The following is a 15241-nucleotide window of genomic DNA, read 5'->3' as shown; positions in this document are numbered from 1 at the left end:
AGTCTGAGGCGCTTTCAGCACCGGGAGGACATGTGGCCGAGATCCGGCGGGCGGTCACCGTCGAGGAGGTCGTCGCCGCTCAGCATCTGTTCGACGGGCCCGCGCAACGGGACGCGTCCGAGAAGTTCCTCGCGGGGGAGGAGAACCATCTCCTGATCGCCTACGAGGACGGCGAACCCGCGGGGATGATCACCGGCACCGAGGTGACGCATCCGGACAAGGGCACCGAGATGTTCCTCAACGAACTCGACGTCAGCCCGGACTACCAGCGGCGCGGGATCGGCCGCGACCTGGTCGACGCGCTGGCCGGGATCGCGCGGGAGCGTGGCTGCCGGGGGATGTGGGTCGGGGTCGAGACGGACAACGAGGCCGCGCTGGCGACCTACACCTCGGCCGGGGCGTCGAACGACGGGCCGTTCATCATGCAGTCGTGGACGTTCGACGACTGATGTCCTCCGGAATCGACGGCGACCGGACGGGCCTGTCCGGGCGGCGCTGGCTGCCCGGCGGCGAGCACCTCGTCGCCGTCGCGCGGGCCGAACTCCCGCAGAAGGACGGGCTCGCCGGGCCGTTCACGGCGCTGGCCGCCCTGCGCGCGGCGGGGTTCGCCGTCGCGGGCCAGGACGAGGTCGCGGCGCTGTCCGGCACCACGACCGAAGGACTGGCCAGGGCGATCGGGACGCTGTCGGGCGGACGGCTCGCCGCCGTGTCCGCCAGCGGGAACTGGGCGCCCCAGTCGTTGTTCATGCTCCTGGCCGCGCTGTGGCAGCTGCCGTGGGTCGCGGTGATCGCGGAGGTCGACCCGGCCGAGTTCGGCGCGCACGACACCCCGGCGCGAGCGCTGCTCGACTACCTCGACACGGGGATCCCGCCGCTGTGGTCGTCCCGCTGGCGCCCGCCCGCCGCGCACCACGTGCTGGCCGCCGGGCTGCGGATCGGCACCGAAGGAACCTTGGTGTCCATCATGGACGGTTATCCGTCCTTGGGGGACAACGGGTTGCACGACCAGCCGGTGGAATGGGTGGCCGCGGCGCTCAAGCGGATGCTGGTCGTGGTCGGCGACGGCGACGCCGAGGCCGCCGTCGCCGCCATCACGACGGCCGGTCTGTGGAGCTGACGTCGTCCTTCGCGAACCGGGAATGCGTGCGCCCGTAGAAGACGTAGATCAGCAGGCCGAGCAGCAGCCATGCGGCGAACCGCAGCCACGTCATCACGTCCAGGTTCAGCATCAGGTAGAAGCACGCCAGCGCCGCCAGGATCGGCAGGTAGGGCGAAAACGGCACGGTGAACGGGCGTTCCAGGTCCGGACGCCGTTTCCGCAGCACCGGGACGGCCACCGCGACGATGATCATCGCCGACAGCGCGCCGATGCTGACCATGTCGGCGAGTTCGGAGATCGGTACGAACGCGGCCAGCGCCGCGATCAGCACCGCGCCGGCGATGGTCATCCGGTGCGGGGTGCCCCAGCGCGGGTGCGCCGTGCCGAACTTCTTCGGCAGCAGGCCGTCGCGGCCCATCGCGAACCCGATCCGGCCGATCGTCACCAGTTCCACCATCATCACCGACGTCAGCCCGGTGACCGCGCCGAGCGAGATCAGCGCGCCCACCCAGTGCTGCCCGACGCGGTCGAAGGCGTCGGCGAGCGGGGCGCCCGCGTCGATCTCGGTGAACGGCACCATCCCGGTCAGCACCAGCGAGACCCCGATGTACAGCAGCGCGCAGACACCGAGCGCGCCGAGGATGCCGACGCGCAGATCGCGTTTCGGGTTCACGGTCTCCTCGCCGAGGTTGGCGAGCGCCTCGAAACCGGTGTAGGCGAAGAAGACGACGGCCGCGGCCGTCACCATCCCGGCGATCCCGTAGACGGACTGTTCGAGCCCGAGCGCGGCTTGCACGATCGGCTGATGCAGGGTCCCGGCCGTCTCCGTCGGCGCCTGGGCGGGCGGGATGAACGGGGTGAGGTTCTCGCCGCGGATGTAGAACACGCCGACCGCGAGGATCAGCACACAGACCGCGACCTTGACCAGCACGAGCAGATTCGTCACCCGCGCCGACTCCTTGATCCCGAGGACGGCGATCACGGTCAGCACGGCGATGATCGCCACCGCCCCTATGTTCACCTTCGCGTCTTCGCCGAACCACTCGGGGGAGAGCCCCATCAGATTCGCGAGATAGCCGGACCAGCCGCGCGACACGACGGCCGCGCCGAGGGCGAACTCGAGCAGCAGATCCCAGCCGATGATCCAGGCGAAAGTCTCGCCGAGGGTGGCGAAGGCGTAGGTGTAGGCGCTTCCCGCCGTCGGCACGCTGGAGGCGAGTTCGGCGTAACAGAGGGCGGCCATCCCGGCGACGACGGCGCCGAGCACGAACGACAACGTGACCGACGGGCCCGCGTGGGATTTCGCCTCGACCCCGGCGAGCGTGAAGATCCCGGTGCCGATGATGATGCCGACGCCGAACCCGATCAGGTCGCGCCCGTGCAGCCGGCGTTTCAGCTCACCCGAGTCCTGCCGTTTCAGGACCTCGTCCACGTCCAGAGTTCGCCGCATGAAGGGTCACGCTAGAAGATCACCGGCTGCCTCGCAGATCGGTGGGAGTTCACCCCTCCAGGACGACGCCGTTCTCCTGGGCGAGGATCGCCGCCTGCACCCGCGACCGTAGTTCCAGCTTCGTCAGCACGCGGGAAACATGCGTTTTCACCGTGGTCTCGCCGATGTGCAGGCGGGTCCCGATCTGCGCGTTGGACAGGCCGCCGCCCAGGCACGCCAGCACTTCGCGCTCGCGTTCGGTCAGGTCTTCGAGCCCGTCGGGGGCCAGGGAAGGCTCGCGGGTCCCCGCGGCGAAGGCGGCGATCAGCTTCCGCGTGACCTGCGGGGCGAGCACTCCTTCACCCGCCGCGACCAGTTTCACCGCCTCGATCAGCCGCGACGCTTCGACCGACTTCAGCAGGAACCCGGCCGCGCCCGCCCGCAGCGCGGCGTGGACGTACTCGTCGAGATCGAACGTCGTCAGCACGAGGACTTCGCACAGTCCCTCCGCGGTCAGCTCCCGCGTGGCCGCGATGCCGTCGACGCCGGGCATGCGCACGTCCATCAGCACGACGTCCGGTTTCAGCGCCTTCGCCTGCCGGACGGCGGTGGCGCCGTCCGCCGCTTCGCCGACCACCTCGATGCCCTCGGCGTTGCCGAGGATCATCATCAACCCGGCACGGATGGCGCCGTGGTCGTCGGCGACCAGCACCTTGATGTTCCCGTCGCTCAAGACCCCTCCAGAGGCAGTTCGGCACGGACCAGCCAGCCACCGCCGGACGGCCCGGCGGCGAGAGTGCCGCCCACCGCGGCGGCGCGTTCCCGCATGTTCAGCAGGCCGAGTCCGGTCCCGCCGTCGTCACCCGAGCCGGAGCCGGGACGAAGATCGTTGCGCACCTCGACGGTGAGTATGCCTCCGTCGGCGCGGATGTCGAGCACGGCCCGGCCACCCGCGGCGTGCTTGGCCGCGTTGGTGAGCGCCTCCTGCGCGATCCGGTACGCGGTCAGGTCGACCGCGGCGGGCAGGTGGGAGGACTGGCCGGGGGTGGAACCGATCTCGACCTCCAGCCCGCTCGCCCGCGCGGACTCGACCAGTTTGGACAGTTCGGCCAGCCGGGCGGGCGCGGTCGGTTCGATCTCGCTGTCCCCGGTGGACGGATCCGCGCGCAACAGCCCGATCATCGCGCGCATCTCGTCCAGCGCGCTCACACTGTTCTCCCGTACCGATTCCAGGACCTTCCTGGACAGTGCCGGGTCGGCGGTGGCCATCGACAGCGCGGCCTCGGACTGGATCGCGATCGCCGAGAGATGCCCGGCGATGACGTCGTGCAGATCCCGCGCCATCTTCGAGCGTTCCCCCGCGACGGCGGCCTTCCGGTCCAGTTCGCCGATCGTGGCCAGCTGGACCGCGTTCGCCCGCTCGTTGTGGGCGATGTCCCGTTGCTGACGGACGTTGGCCGCCCACCACACCGGGGTGACCAGGAACGGTAGGAAGGCGAACGCGACAAGGATCGCCGTTCGCCACTGCGCGGAGAAGAGGAGCGCCAGGCAGACCGCCCCGAGCGTCCCGACCGCGGCGACGCCGATCATCACCCTGCTGACGCGTCGTGAGCCGTACAGCGTGGTCGCGTAGAGGAAGTCGGTGAAGATGACGAAGATCGGAAGCGAGGGACCGAACGCGATGTCCACGCCGAGGACGACGAGCCCGCACAGCAGTCCCCAGGGGACTTTGCGGCGCAGCACTTGCAGGAGGCACAACACGGTCAGTTCGGTCAGCCGGATCCACAGCGGCGTGTCGTCCTTGCCGTTGAGCAGCACGTGCATCCCGCTGAGATAGACCAGCACGCCGAGGACCCAGGTGCCGAAGGCGATGGCGAGGTCCTGTTTCCATTCGGCGAGGTGGTTCAGGCGCGGGACGAGCGTGGGCACCGTCCCATCCCAGCACACCGGGACGGGCCGCGGGGTCCTACTAACTGATGACGGTGATCTCGTGCCGTACGCCGACGCGGAGGACCGGTGCGGTCGGCGAGGCTTACGGCGTGAACAAGATCTGGGACTTCATCGCGGAAAACCCGATGGCGGCCGTGATCGCCGGCGGGGAGATCGGTTTCTGGGTCGCCATCGTCGCCGGCCTCGTGGCCCGCTATCTGCTCAAGCTGAAGCGGACCAGTGTCGTGCTGCTGCTCCTGACCCCGGTGATCGATCTCGTCGTGCTGGTCGCGACGGTCATCGACCTGCGCAACGGCGCCACGGCGAATTTCGTGCACGGCCTGGCCGCGGTGTACCTGGGCTTCAGCGTCGTGTTCGGGCATTCGATGATCAAGTGGGCCGACGTCCGGTTCGCCCACCGGTTCGCGGGCGGGCCGCCACCGCCGCCCAAGCCGACGGGCCGGGAGAAGCTGCGCGCCGAATGGCGTGACTGGTTCAAATGCGTGCTGGCCTGCGGGCTGGCCGCGGGGGTGCTGCTCCTGCTGATCTTCATGGTCGGCGACACCGAGCAGGTCGAGCCGTTGTGGGGCTGGCTGCCGAGGCTGGGGGTCGTGACGGCCATCTGGTTCGCCACCGGGCCGCTGTGGCAGGAACTGTCCCCCAGACACGAGAGGGTCAAGGAAGGGGCTCGACGATGATCGAACTACTGGGAATCCTCCTGCTGGTGCAGGGCGGGGGCGGGCTGATCAACCGGTTGCTGGGCAGCACGAACCCGAGCTGGTTCGTGCAGCTCCACCTGCTTCCGTCCGGGATGCACGTGGTGGTGAGCGCGCTGATGGTGGCCGGGGGCGTGGGACTGCTGTTCGCCGAACGGGCCCGCAAGCAGCGCGGCCGGTCAGAGTGAGACCAGCACCTGAAGGACGCCGAGGACGATGGTGACGACCGTCAGGACGACGGTGACCACGGTGAGCCGCGTGACCCGCGCGCTCACCGTGTTCTCGTAGGCGTACCGGGTCTCCTCGTCCATCGCCTCGGCCTGGCGGTCGAGCTGGGCGATGATCCGCTCCACGCCCATGCTGGTGACCAGGCGGCGCTCCAGCGAATCGACCTCGGGCGGCAGCACCGAATGCAGCATCTCGAGGATGTCGTCGAGCGAGCCGCGCAACAGCCGGGTGCGGCTCCCGGATTTCTTCATCGACGCCAGCCACTGGTCGGCCAGTGCCATCCGGATCAGGACGCGTTCGAGGATGAAGAGCATCCCGTGGTCGAGCCCGCCGATCTCGCTGTCGATGCCGAAGTACGGTTCGGCGGCGCCGAACGGGCCGCGCATCAGCTCGTCCTGGTGCTCGACGTACTCGGAGTCCTTGCTGTTGAGGCAGACGATCCCGCCCGCCATCGTGTAGGCGGCGACGAACGAGCGCGTGCCCCACGACGGGCCGAGCGCGTCCCTCGCGACCTCGCGGGGCACGAACCGCCAGCCTTCGTCGCTGGTCGCCAGCCCGTAGTACGGCCGGGGGTCGGCGGCGACCCGCTGGGCGGGCGGATGCCCGTCGTGGGACCGCAGCTCGACGCACCAGCCCTTGCGGCTCAGGCCCTCGGTGAGGCCGCAGCCCCTGGTCAGGTCCTCGAAGATATGGGTGATGGTCTTGAGGAGCGAGGGAAACGTCTTCTCGCCGTAGCCGCCGTGCAGCCCTTTCTCACCGTTCGCCGTTTCACGGCCCTGAAGGCTCTGCAGCACGGCGATGGCCAGGTCGAATTCCGCGGCGGGACCGTCCGCCGCCGCGCCGGTGATCGTGGTGGCGAGGACCAGCGTCATCGCGTGATAGGCGGGATGCCAGGTGACCACGAGTTCGCACGGCAGCCCGGCCGCGCCGACGCGGATCGACAGCCTGCGTTTGCGCAGCACTCGTCTTCGCGGCGGCTTCGTGTAACTGGCCAGGAAGTTCTCCGCCGCCGTCCACTCCTCGCCGAGTTTCCCGTCGAGATGGACCAGCAGCCCACGGTCCCGGCCGCCGTCCAGCACCTTCTCGGCCTCCCGCTCCGACAGCGGGACCGCCCAGGCGAAGGTGAGGAGCAGCGTGGTCATCCGCGGCGCAGGAGAGTGATCAGGTCCCGGCCGAGGTGACGGCGCAGCGGGCCGGAGGCGTTGACCAGTTCGTCGCGGTCGATGTGCTCGTCGGCCGGGCCGAGATCGTCGAGGACGTGGTACGTCCACTCCCACGCGGTGCGCCAGCCCGCCTCGGCCGCGTCGGCGGCGACTTCTTCGGGATCGAGGTAGCGCACCGGGAGCGCCGGGCCGCCGTCGAGGAGCGCTTTGTCGAACTCTTCGCGCGAAACGCGGCGAGAGCGGACTTCGGTGCCCGCTTCGACGCTGTCGAGGCTGAACGCGCCCCGGCCGATCGGCGACCGGCTGTAGGCCAGCACCAGCGCGCCGCCGGGCGCGGTGATCCCGGCCAGCCGCCGCAGGATCGGCCCGACGTCCGGCGTCGGCACGTGCTGGATGACGTGGCTGCACAGCACGAGGTCGTACGGGCCGCCGTCCAGTTCGGTGATCGGGGAGACGGTGAACGAGAACTCGGTGTCCTCGGCGGTGGTTTCCCGCGCCTTGGCCAGCCTGTCCGGGTCGGGATCCGCGGCGGTGACGTCGGCGGAGAACCGCGCGAGCCAGGGGAGAAGGCGGCCTTCGCCGCAGCCGGCGTCGAGCGCCGTGACCTCTTCGCGAGGGCCGAGGATCGCGGCCAGCTCGTCGGCGACCTTGCCGAGCGCGCGGTCCTCACTGGCCGTCCAGTAGCCGTCGTAGGGTTCGTGCCGTCGGATGAACGCGCCGGTGACGTGGTCGCCGGCGTCCGGGTAGCGGTAGCTCTCGGTCAGCACAGTCGCGAATATAGCCCGGATTCGCGGATTCTCCGGTGCCCCGCGGCGGATTACCATGAGTCATGGCCATCGGGCCTGTCACGCTGTACGCCGTTGTCGCCGTGGCGCCTTCGGTGCTTTTCTGGTGCGCGCTGAAGGTCCCCGCTGTGGTGCGCCGGTGGCGTCGCCGCCGTGAACCGGAGACCCCGATCGGCCCGCCCATCGAGAAACTCGCCGCCGATCTCCGCCGCGTGCACCGCCTGCTGGCGGAACTCCCGCCCGGCGCCTCCGCCGTCCGCCGGTACGGCACCAGGCAGGCGTACGACGCGCTGCTCGTCCAAGCCTGCCGGGAGGTCGAGATCGACCACCGGCTGGACAGGCTCCCGGAGGGTTTCGACCGGGAGATCGAACGGCTGCGGGTCGCGGAATCCCTGGCCGAGCACGGATTTTCAGTGCCCTGACCCGGTTTGTATCGAAAGTATGCGCGCGCCCGGGAGGCTCGCGGGCATGAAGAGGCTGGGATTTCTCGCCGCGCTCCTGCTGGTGTTCGCGCTCGTCCCGGGGGTCGCGTCGGCCGCGGCCGCCTTCCCGAAGATGGACGCGGCCACGGTCGACGGCTTCCGCTGGACGTCCGGTTCGACCTTCGACACCTACGGCGCCCGGATCGCCGCGCTGGAGAAACACCTCCCGCCGAAGGGCCTGCCGGACGTCCTGGCGTCGGCCAACCGGAAGGCGCGGCCGTTGTGCCACGCCACGTATCTGGCGACGGCGCTGAAACCGGCCGGATTCTGCTGGGAAGACGCGAACGACGACAAGACCAACGACTGGATCCCCCAGGGCCTGACCGGTTCCGGTGACGCGGACGCGGCGACCGGGAAGGTCGGCGGCAAACGGGTCGTGGCGGCGTCCTGGCACACTCCGGGCGACACCATGGTTCGTCTGTCCTTTGTGGACGCTACCGGGCTGGGATACCGGCACGTGCTGCTCGTCGAACCGACGTCCACCGACAACTTCGCCGTCGTGCAAGGACACGGCCACGGCATGACGTGGATCGGGAACCGGCTGTTCGTCGCGACCACCGGGGGAGTGGTGCGGGTCTTCGACACCACGCACTTCTGGAAGGTCGACGACAGCTCCGGCGTCGTCGGCAAGGGCCCGGACGGCAAGTACCACGCGGCGTTCTACGACTACGCGATGCCGCAGATCGGCGCCTACTGGTACCCCGGCGGAGGCGGCTGCACCAACGCCCCCGGGACGCGGCCGTGTCTCGCGACGATGTCGTTCGACCACAGTGACGGCTCGATCGTGACCTCGGAGCACATCCCGAACGCGGCGGGCGGCCGGGTGCTGCGGTGGCCGTTCGACCGCGCGACCGGCCTGCCGAAGGTGTCCGCCGATGGCACCGTGCACGCGAAGGAAGGCTTCGTGTCGCCGGTGTGGGGCATGCAGGGAGCGGTGGCGCGCAACGGGTACTTCGTGATGACCGGCGTGTGCCCGGAGTACGCCGGGGTGGCGGGCGACCATCCGTCGTGCCTGCACGGCGGGGTCGGCGGCACTTCGACGTCGCGGCTGAGCGGCCGCGCGCCGGTGAATTCGCAGAACCTGTCGTACTGGCCGGCGACCGGGGAACTGTGGCTGATGAACGAGCAACTGCGGGAGCGGGTGACCGTGCACGTTCCGTGGACGACCTTGACCGGCCGACCCTGACGGCTTCACTCGGCTCAGCCGAGGACGCGCCTGCTTCAGGCGGGCAAGGGGGCACCGGTACGGAAGTGGTCAAGTCTCGTGACTGACCGGACGACACGCGTGATCCGGCGGACGACACGCGTGACTGGACGGACGACACGACCGCGGCCGAGGTGCCGCCGCGAGTCGTGTCGTCCGTCCAATCACGCGTGTCGTCCGTTCAGTCACGCGAAACCGCCGCCCGCGCACCGGCGGCGGGAACTCTTTGGCTCTGGCCGTCCGAGGTCACGGGGCGAAGTCCCAGCGCGTCGCGCCGTGGGGCTCCGCACCCGCCACGCCGATCGCGCGGCGCAGGGTGAAGCGGTACAGATACCAGGGCGGCGGTCCCGCGCTGGGCGCGCTGAAGGGGGCCGTGAGCGCGTCGCCCTCGACCGACGCGGGCCAGCCGCCCGTCCGGTAGACCGCCGCCACGCGCTCCAGGGTCGCCGGGTCGGTGACGCGGTGCGCCTCGCCCTCCATCGTGAGGTCGATTCCCCGCAGCCGCACCGAAACGGCGCACGCCGGGTGCACGGCCAGGTTGCGGGACCGGCGCGTGTCCGGCCCGCCCTTGAAGTACAGGGCGTCGTCCACCCAGACGGCGCCGACGCCTGCCGAGTGGGGCCGCCCGTCGGGACGGACTGTCGTCACGAAGAAGGTCAGGTCGGCGGTGGGCGTGTCCTCGGCGAGGATTTCGCGCGGGCGGCTCCACGGCAGTTCCGCGGCTCCGTATCGGTCGAGGTTCTTGGTGGCGTGAGGTTTCGTCATATCCACGCGTCGAACGAGCGGGCCGCGATTCGACACCGGACGCGAAAAACCCCGCCACCGAAACCGGTGACGGGGCCTTCCGTGAACCCTGGGATCAGTCCAGGTAGTCGCGCAGCACCTGCGAACGCGACGGGTGACGCAGCTTCGACATCGTCTTCGACTCGATCTGCCGGATGCGCTCACGGGTCACCCCGTACACCTGGCCGATCTCGTCGAGCGTGCGCGGCTGGCCGTCGGTGAGGCCGAACCGCAGCCGCACCACCCCCGCTTCACGTTCGGACAGCGTCTGCAGCACCGACTGGAGCTGGTCCTGCAGCAGCGTGAACGACACCGCGTCGACCGCGACGACGGCCTCGGAGTCTTCGATGAAGTCACCGAGCTGCGAGTCGCCCTCGTCGCCGATGGTCTGGTCGAGCGAGATCGGCTCGCGGGCGTACTGCTGGATCTCGAGGACCTTCTCCGGGGAGATGTCCATTTCCTTCGCGAGCTCTTCGGGGGTGGGCTCGCGGCCGAGGTCCTGCAGGAGTTCACGCTGTATACGGCCGAGCTTGTTGATGACCTCGACCATGTGCACCGGGATACGGATGGTGCGGGCCTGGTCGGCCATCGCGCGGGTGATCGCCTGACGGATCCACCAGGTGGCGTACGTGGAGAACTTGTAGCCCTTGGTGTAGTCGAACTTCTCGACCGCGCGGATCAGGCCGAGGTTGCCCTCCTGGATCAGGTCCAGGAACGCCATGCCGCGGCCGGTGTAGCGCTTGGCCAGCGAGACCACGAGCCGGAGGTTCGCCTCCAGCAGGTGGTTCTTCGCCCGCTCACCGTCGCGCACGATCCACTTGAGGTCGCGCCGCATCTGGGTGACGAGCTTCTCGCCCTCCTCCTCGGCGTTGCGGACGCGCTCGGCGGCGTAGAGCCCGGCCTCGATGCGCTTGGCGAGCTCCACCTCCTCCTCGGCGTTCAGCAGGGCGACCTTGCCGATCTGCTTGAGGTACGCGCGGACCGAGTCGGCCGAAGCGGTGAGCTCGGCGTCCTTGCGGGCCTGGCGCAGCGCCTCGGACTCTTCCTCGTCCCAGACGAAGTCCGGGTTGTCGGAGGTCTTTCCGGCGTTCTTGTCGGTCGAGGTGCGGCGCCCGCGGGCGGGCGTCTCTTCGACGTCCTCGTCGGACTCCGCGTCCTCTTCCGTCTCTTCGGTGACGGTAGCGTCGACGACGTCCACCTCGACCTCTTCGAGGTCCGAGAGGTCCGGGGTTTCGAGGTCGGCTTCGTCGAGCTCGACCGGACCGTCTTCCGGATCGCCGTCTTCGGTCTTGACGCCCTTGGTGGTGGGTTTCTTGGCCGGAGCCTTCTTCGCCGGGGCCTTCTTCGCGCCGGCCGCCTTGGCGGCGGTCTTGCGCGCCGCGGGCTTCGCCGCGTCGGTGGCTGCCTCGTCGGCCGGCTCGCCGGCTGCGGTCGCTGTCTTCGTCCCGCTTCGGGTTGCGGTTCTTGCGGCTGCCACTTACGCCCTTTCGCAGCGGTCGATCATGACGAGCCGAGGCGTGATGGTCTCGGCTGCCTCAAACTTCGGGGAACACCCTCGGCCTGCGGTTTCCCTCGTTCTCTCGGGTGCCGCCGCCGTGGGCCGTGTTCCATTGTAACGACGATACGTGACAGCGTCGCGGCGCGGACCACCACCCGGCGGGCGCGACACGCCGTGCGACCCGCCGAAGTGACATCCGCGGCGCGGATGTCAGCGTGGGCGCGTCAGTGCTCGATGCCCTCCGCGGCGGCGGCCGCCGCGCCGACGATGCCCGCGTTGTTCTGCAACGACGCGACGATCACCGGCGTGCGGATGTCCAGCAGCGGAACCCATTTGTGCGACTTCTTGCTGACCCCGCCGCCGACGATGAACAGATCCGGCCAGATCAGGTTTTCCAGCACGGAGAGATACCTGTTCACCCGTTCCGCCCATTCGGGATACGAGAGTTCCTCGTTGTCCTTCACCGACGCCGCGGCCTTCTTCTCCGCGTCGAAGCCGTCGACCTCGATGTGGCCGAACTCGGTGTTGGGCACGAGCTTCCCGTCCTGGAAGACCGCGCTGCCGATGCCGGTGCCGAAGGTCAGCAGCGCCGTCACGCCGCGCCGCGCGGCCGGGTCGCCCCAGCGGATCTCGGCCATGCCGGCGGCGTCCGCGTCGTTGAGCATCGCGATGTCGTCCACGCCGCGGCCGAGGCGCTTGGCGAACAGGGCGTCGGCGTCGGTGCCGATCCACGCGCGGTCGATGTTGGCCGCGGTGTGCGCGACCCCCTTCTTGACCACCGCGGGCAGGGTCACGCCCACCGGGCCGTCCCAGCCCGCCTGGCCGGTGATCTCGGCGACGACGTCCGCCACCGCCTCCGGGGTCGACGGCTTCGGCGTGTCGATGCGGATCCGGTCGCCGATCAGCTGTCCCTCCGCCAAGTCGACCAGCGCGCCCTTGATCCCGCTGCCGCCGATGTCGATACCGAAACCTCGGGTCGCCTCCACCACGGACGTGGTCCCTTCTCGCACGATTCAGAAGCCTGCCTCGGAGACTTTAACCGGATGTGGTGACATGGCGGACGTGGGAGTTGACGAGACGTTGCTGAAGAGTGTCGCCGAGCGTGTCGCGGGCGAGGCCGCCGAACTGGTCCACGAGGCCTGGACCGGGATGAACGCGGGCCGCGTGGTGCGCGTGGACACCAAATCCGCGGACACCGACGTGGTGACCGCGGTGGACCACGAGTCGGAACGGCTGGTGCGCGCCCGGCTCGCCGAACTGCGCCCCGGCGACGCCGTGCTCGGCGAGGAGGGCGGCGGGATCGCCGGGGACGGGGTGACGTGGGTGGTCGACCCGATCGACGGGACGGTGAACTTCCTCTACGGGCTGCCCTGGTTCGCCGTGTCGGTGGCCGCGCAGGTCGGCGGGGTGTCGGTGGCGGGCGCCGTCGTCGAACCGGTCAGCGGGCGCCGCTGGACCGCCGCACGGGGGCAGGGCGCGTTCCTCGACGGGCGGCCGCTGACGGTCAACGCCCCGGAGCGGCTCGACCTGACGCTCGTCGGCACCGGGTTCGCCTACAAGGTCGAACGGCGGACGAAGCAGGCCCGGTTCGTCGCGGAACTGGCGACCCGGGTGCGGGACGTCCGGCGCAACGGGGCCGCGTCACTCGACCTGTGCGCGGTCGCGGCGGGCTGGCTGGACGCCTACGTCGAGCACGGCCTCGGGCACTGGGACTGGGCCGCCGGGGCGCTCATCGCCGCCGAGGCGGGAGCACGGGTGTCCTTGCCGGGGGAGGACATGGAGCTGGGGCCGGACGCGACCTTCGCGGTGGCGCCGTCGATCCAGGCGCCGTTGCGTCAGGCGCTGATCGAGTCGGGTGCGGGCGCTATCTGAGCGTCAGCAGGGGGCTTCGCGGGCGGCCTTCAGCAGCGCCTGGTCGATCACCGGGGCACCGCCGCCCGCCGACTGCTCACCGCCACCGCTGCCCTGCTGCGCCTTCGACCATTTCGTGAGCTGGTCGAGAACCTGGCGGGCCTCCGCCTTCGGACGGACGTCGCCGAGCAGGGTGCCGGTGGTGAGCGTGACCGAAGCGTCCTTGCGGTTGTCCTTGACCAGTTCGGCGCACGGGACCACCAGGCTCAGCGTGCGGGCCGCGGCGGCGCCGTTCTCGCCGAAGCGGATCTGGCCGCGGCACTTGGCTTCGGTGTTCTTGTAGGCCGGGTCGACGTCCGGCTCGACGATCTGGGAGAAGCCCAGTTCCCGGAGCGTGCTGGTGACGATGCCGCCCTGGCCGCGGACCTGGGACCCGTTGAGCACCTGGACGGCGACCTTGTCCGGCGGCACCGGCGCTCGGTCGTCGAGCCCGTTGTGCGCCAGCGGCGTGTAGGTGACACCTTCCTGCGGGACGGGCGGCGGATCGCAGCGGACCCTGGCGTCGATGTCGGATTTGCTCGCGACGACGTTCACCCAGACGATGACCGCGCCCAGCGCCATCACCCCGATGACGATGAGCGCGGGCAGCGGCTTGCGCTTGCGATACGGCCTCGCCCCGCGGTCCCCGATGCCGTTCCCCGACGCCACCTGACAGTCCCTTCCCCAAAGCCCGGATCCTCGGACGGTGCTTCATCTCACCATCGTGTCCGATCAGCCTATGCGTTGCGGCGAAGGTGATCGGCGCGGGCCTCCGGATAGCACCACGCGATGGCCACTCCGGGCAAGCAGCCGAGCCCAAGCGGTGAGGTACCCGACGCGGGGGCAACCCATTCGGACGACAGGCGTCTTGACAGCAGGGTTCCCCCTGTTGGGTGACGTAATCGCGGCAATGTCTGACTCGTTGCAGAGCCGGTATCAGCGTGAGCTACCCTTCGCGGGCTCAGGCGGTAGTAAGAGGCGCAAAAGAGAGACCTCGCTCACTGCCCAGCCGGGCACAAACAGGGGCGCTGGGACGTTAACCAGCGGCACGAAGGACTCACGAGCCGCGCGCTCGCGGGTCCGGGCCATCTGACATCGAAAGCATCGCAGGGGTGAGGGACTAATGGCGACCGACTACGACGCTCCGCGCCGCAGCGAAGCCGACGAGCTGGCCGAAGACTCGTTGGAAGAGCTGAAGGCAAGGCGTAACGAAAACCAGTCCGGCGTCGTGGACGTCGACGAGGACGCGACCGCCGAGAACTTCGAGCTGCCGGGCGCGGACCTCTCCGGACTTTCCGGCGAGGACCTGACCGTCAAGGTCGTGCCCAAGCAGGCCGACGAGTTCACCTGCTCCGTCTGCTTCCTGGTGCACCACCGCAGCAGGCTGGCCGAGGAGAGTGGCGGACGGCTCATCTGCCGCGACTGCGCCTGAGCCTACGGGCACAGGGGACGGCGCGACAGGGGGTTTCGGGATCTGAACAGGAATAAAGGGGGCCGGCCAGATGGCCGGCCCCCTTTCCCATGTCCTCTCAGGCCTTCTCGGCGGGGTGGCGGAGCAGCGCGGCCACCTTCTCGGGATGCCGGGTGCTGAACAGCCAGTACGGCGTCGGGTCGTCGGGGTCGGTGAGCCAGACCCGCACGACCGGGCCGACCCAGCCCCGGTGCAGTACGAAGGCCGCCGGATCGGCGTCACGGCCGAGCGCCTTGCGTTTCGCTTCCTTGTCGATGACGTCGACGTCGCCGACGAACTTGAGCGGCAGGTGCGCGTCGCGCAGCCACAGCTCCGGCTCGGCGCCGCCGGTCACCTTCACGCGGGACCGGCCGAGCGAGATCATCAGCGCGATCACCGCGGGGATCAGGACCACGTACGGCAGCCACCCGCGCAGCCCGGGATAGCCCATGTCGATCTCCGCCGCCAGCAGCCCGCCGCCCAGCAGCGGCAACGGCCAGCCCCACCACGGGACGTAGAGCCGCTCTGAATGCTTGACGGCGCCGCCTTCGGCCGTGTTCACGCTTTCACCCACGCGTTCAGGGT

General features: G+C 69.8%; 18 protein-coding genes. 8 read left to right on the top strand and 10 right to left on the bottom strand.

Annotation, left to right across the window (positions count from 1 at the left end):
* The first annotated feature begins 32 nt into the window (after positions 1-32).
* Together BLW75_RS10920 and BLW75_RS10915 are read left to right on the top strand one after the other, a co-directional pair.
* Entirely contained in the window at positions 33-449 is a 417-nt protein-coding gene (locus BLW75_RS10920; RefSeq protein WP_034317032.1) for a GNAT family N-acetyltransferase, read from the top strand.
* Positions 449-1117 carry a DUF6885 family protein gene (locus BLW75_RS10915; protein ID WP_034317030.1) on the top strand — a complete coding sequence of 223 codons (669 nt, stop codon included), beginning with the start codon at positions 449-451 and terminating at the stop codon, positions 1115-1117. The genes BLW75_RS10920 and BLW75_RS10915 overlap by 1 nt, the downstream gene beginning before the upstream one ends.
* On the opposite strand, the gene BLW75_RS10910 is transcribed toward BLW75_RS10915, so the two are convergent.
* The 3 genes from BLW75_RS10910 to BLW75_RS10900 form a co-directional block, all read right to left on the bottom strand.
* Positions 1092-2531 carry an APC family permease gene (locus tag BLW75_RS10910; RefSeq protein ID WP_034317027.1) on the bottom strand — a complete coding sequence of 480 codons (1440 nt, stop codon included), beginning with the start codon at positions 2529-2531 and terminating at the stop codon, positions 1092-1094. The genes BLW75_RS10915 and BLW75_RS10910 overlap by 26 nt on opposite strands.
* 67 nt (positions 2532-2598) lie before the next feature.
* Positions 2599-3261, bottom strand: coding sequence for a response regulator (locus BLW75_RS10905; RefSeq protein ID WP_034317024.1), 663 nt, complete (start codon positions 3259-3261; stop codon positions 2599-2601).
* On the bottom strand, positions 3258-4457 hold the full coding sequence (locus tag BLW75_RS10900) for a sensor histidine kinase (protein ID WP_034317021.1): 1200 nt from the start codon (positions 4455-4457) through the stop codon (positions 3258-3260). The genes BLW75_RS10905 and BLW75_RS10900 overlap by 4 nt, the downstream gene beginning before the upstream one ends.
* Before the next feature lie 110 nt (positions 4458-4567).
* On the opposite strand from BLW75_RS10900, the gene BLW75_RS10895 reads away from it, so the two are divergent.
* The gene (locus BLW75_RS10895; RefSeq protein ID WP_034317324.1) at positions 4568-5155 is read left to right on the top strand and encodes a hypothetical protein; all 588 of its coding nucleotides are present in this window, start codon (positions 4568-4570) and stop codon (positions 5153-5155) included.
* Complete coding sequence (locus BLW75_RS10890; RefSeq protein WP_034317019.1) at positions 5152-5361, top strand: hypothetical protein; 210 nt, start codon at positions 5152-5154, stop codon at positions 5359-5361. Before BLW75_RS10895 ends, BLW75_RS10890 begins: the two co-directional genes overlap by 4 nt.
* Here BLW75_RS10890 and BLW75_RS10885 read toward each other — a convergent pair.
* Together BLW75_RS10885 and BLW75_RS10880 are read right to left on the bottom strand one after the other, a co-directional pair.
* Positions 5353-6543: a hypothetical protein gene (locus tag BLW75_RS10885; RefSeq protein ID WP_034317012.1), complete on the bottom strand. Its 1191-nt coding sequence runs from the start codon at positions 6541-6543 to the stop codon at positions 5353-5355. The genes BLW75_RS10890 and BLW75_RS10885 overlap by 9 nt on opposite strands.
* Entirely contained in the window at positions 6540-7331 is a 792-nt protein-coding gene (locus tag BLW75_RS10880) for a class I SAM-dependent methyltransferase (RefSeq protein ID WP_034317010.1), read from the bottom strand. The genes BLW75_RS10885 and BLW75_RS10880 overlap by 4 nt, the downstream gene beginning before the upstream one ends.
* Before the next feature lie 62 nt (positions 7332-7393).
* On the opposite strand from BLW75_RS10880, the gene BLW75_RS10875 reads away from it, so the two are divergent.
* Together BLW75_RS10875 and BLW75_RS10870 are read left to right on the top strand one after the other, a co-directional pair.
* Positions 7394-7771: a hypothetical protein gene (locus BLW75_RS10875; protein WP_034317008.1), complete on the top strand. Its 378-nt coding sequence runs from the start codon at positions 7394-7396 to the stop codon at positions 7769-7771.
* Positions 7772-7817: 46 nt separating this feature from the next.
* Positions 7818-9017, top strand: coding sequence for a hypothetical protein (locus BLW75_RS10870; RefSeq protein ID WP_241783855.1), 1200 nt, complete (start codon positions 7818-7820; stop codon positions 9015-9017).
* Between the two features lie 264 nt (positions 9018-9281).
* On the opposite strand, the gene BLW75_RS10865 is transcribed toward BLW75_RS10870, so the two are convergent.
* From BLW75_RS10865 to ppgK, 3 genes are all read right to left on the bottom strand, one after another.
* Positions 9282-9800 (bottom strand): pyridoxamine 5'-phosphate oxidase family protein, encoded by a 519-nt coding sequence (locus tag BLW75_RS10865; RefSeq protein WP_034317004.1) that lies wholly within the window; start codon positions 9798-9800, stop codon positions 9282-9284.
* Positions 9801-9894: 94 nt separating this feature from the next.
* A complete protein-coding gene (locus BLW75_RS10860; protein ID WP_034317001.1) occupies positions 9895-11295 on the bottom strand; it encodes an RNA polymerase sigma factor in 1401 nt (466 codons plus the stop codon).
* A 245-nt stretch (positions 11296-11540) separates the two neighbouring features.
* Positions 11541-12302, bottom strand: coding sequence for a polyphosphate--glucose phosphotransferase (ppgK, locus tag BLW75_RS10855; RefSeq protein WP_034316999.1), 762 nt, complete (start codon positions 12300-12302; stop codon positions 11541-11543).
* A 67-nt stretch (positions 12303-12369) separates the two neighbouring features.
* Here ppgK and BLW75_RS10850 point away from each other — a divergent pair, with 67 nt between their 5' ends.
* On the top strand, positions 12370-13188 hold the full coding sequence (locus tag BLW75_RS10850) for an inositol monophosphatase family protein (protein ID WP_034316996.1): 819 nt from the start codon (positions 12370-12372) through the stop codon (positions 13186-13188).
* Between the two features lie 3 nt (positions 13189-13191).
* Here BLW75_RS10850 and cei read toward each other — a convergent pair whose 3' ends face one another.
* Entirely contained in the window at positions 13192-13875 is a 684-nt protein-coding gene (cei, locus tag BLW75_RS10845) for an envelope integrity protein Cei (RefSeq protein ID WP_034316994.1), read from the bottom strand.
* A 454-nt stretch (positions 13876-14329) separates the two neighbouring features.
* Here cei and BLW75_RS10840 point away from each other — a divergent pair, with 454 nt between their 5' ends.
* Positions 14330-14638: a DUF4193 domain-containing protein gene (locus tag BLW75_RS10840; RefSeq protein WP_005164528.1), complete on the top strand. Its 309-nt coding sequence runs from the start codon at positions 14330-14332 to the stop codon at positions 14636-14638.
* Positions 14639-14735: 97 nt separating this feature from the next.
* Here BLW75_RS10840 and BLW75_RS10835 read toward each other — a convergent pair whose 3' ends face one another.
* Positions 14736-15230, bottom strand: a complete 495-nt coding sequence (locus BLW75_RS10835; RefSeq protein WP_034316991.1) for a DUF3093 domain-containing protein — start codon at positions 15228-15230, stop codon at positions 14736-14738.
* Between the last annotated feature and the right edge of the window lie 11 nt (positions 15231-15241).

It is taken from the genome of Amycolatopsis lurida (assembly GCF_900105055.1).
Taxonomy (GTDB): domain Bacteria; phylum Actinomycetota; class Actinomycetes; order Mycobacteriales; family Pseudonocardiaceae; genus Amycolatopsis; species Amycolatopsis lurida.
The sequence above is the reverse complement of the archived record's forward strand: the minus strand, read 5'-3'. Positions and strand labels throughout refer to the sequence as shown.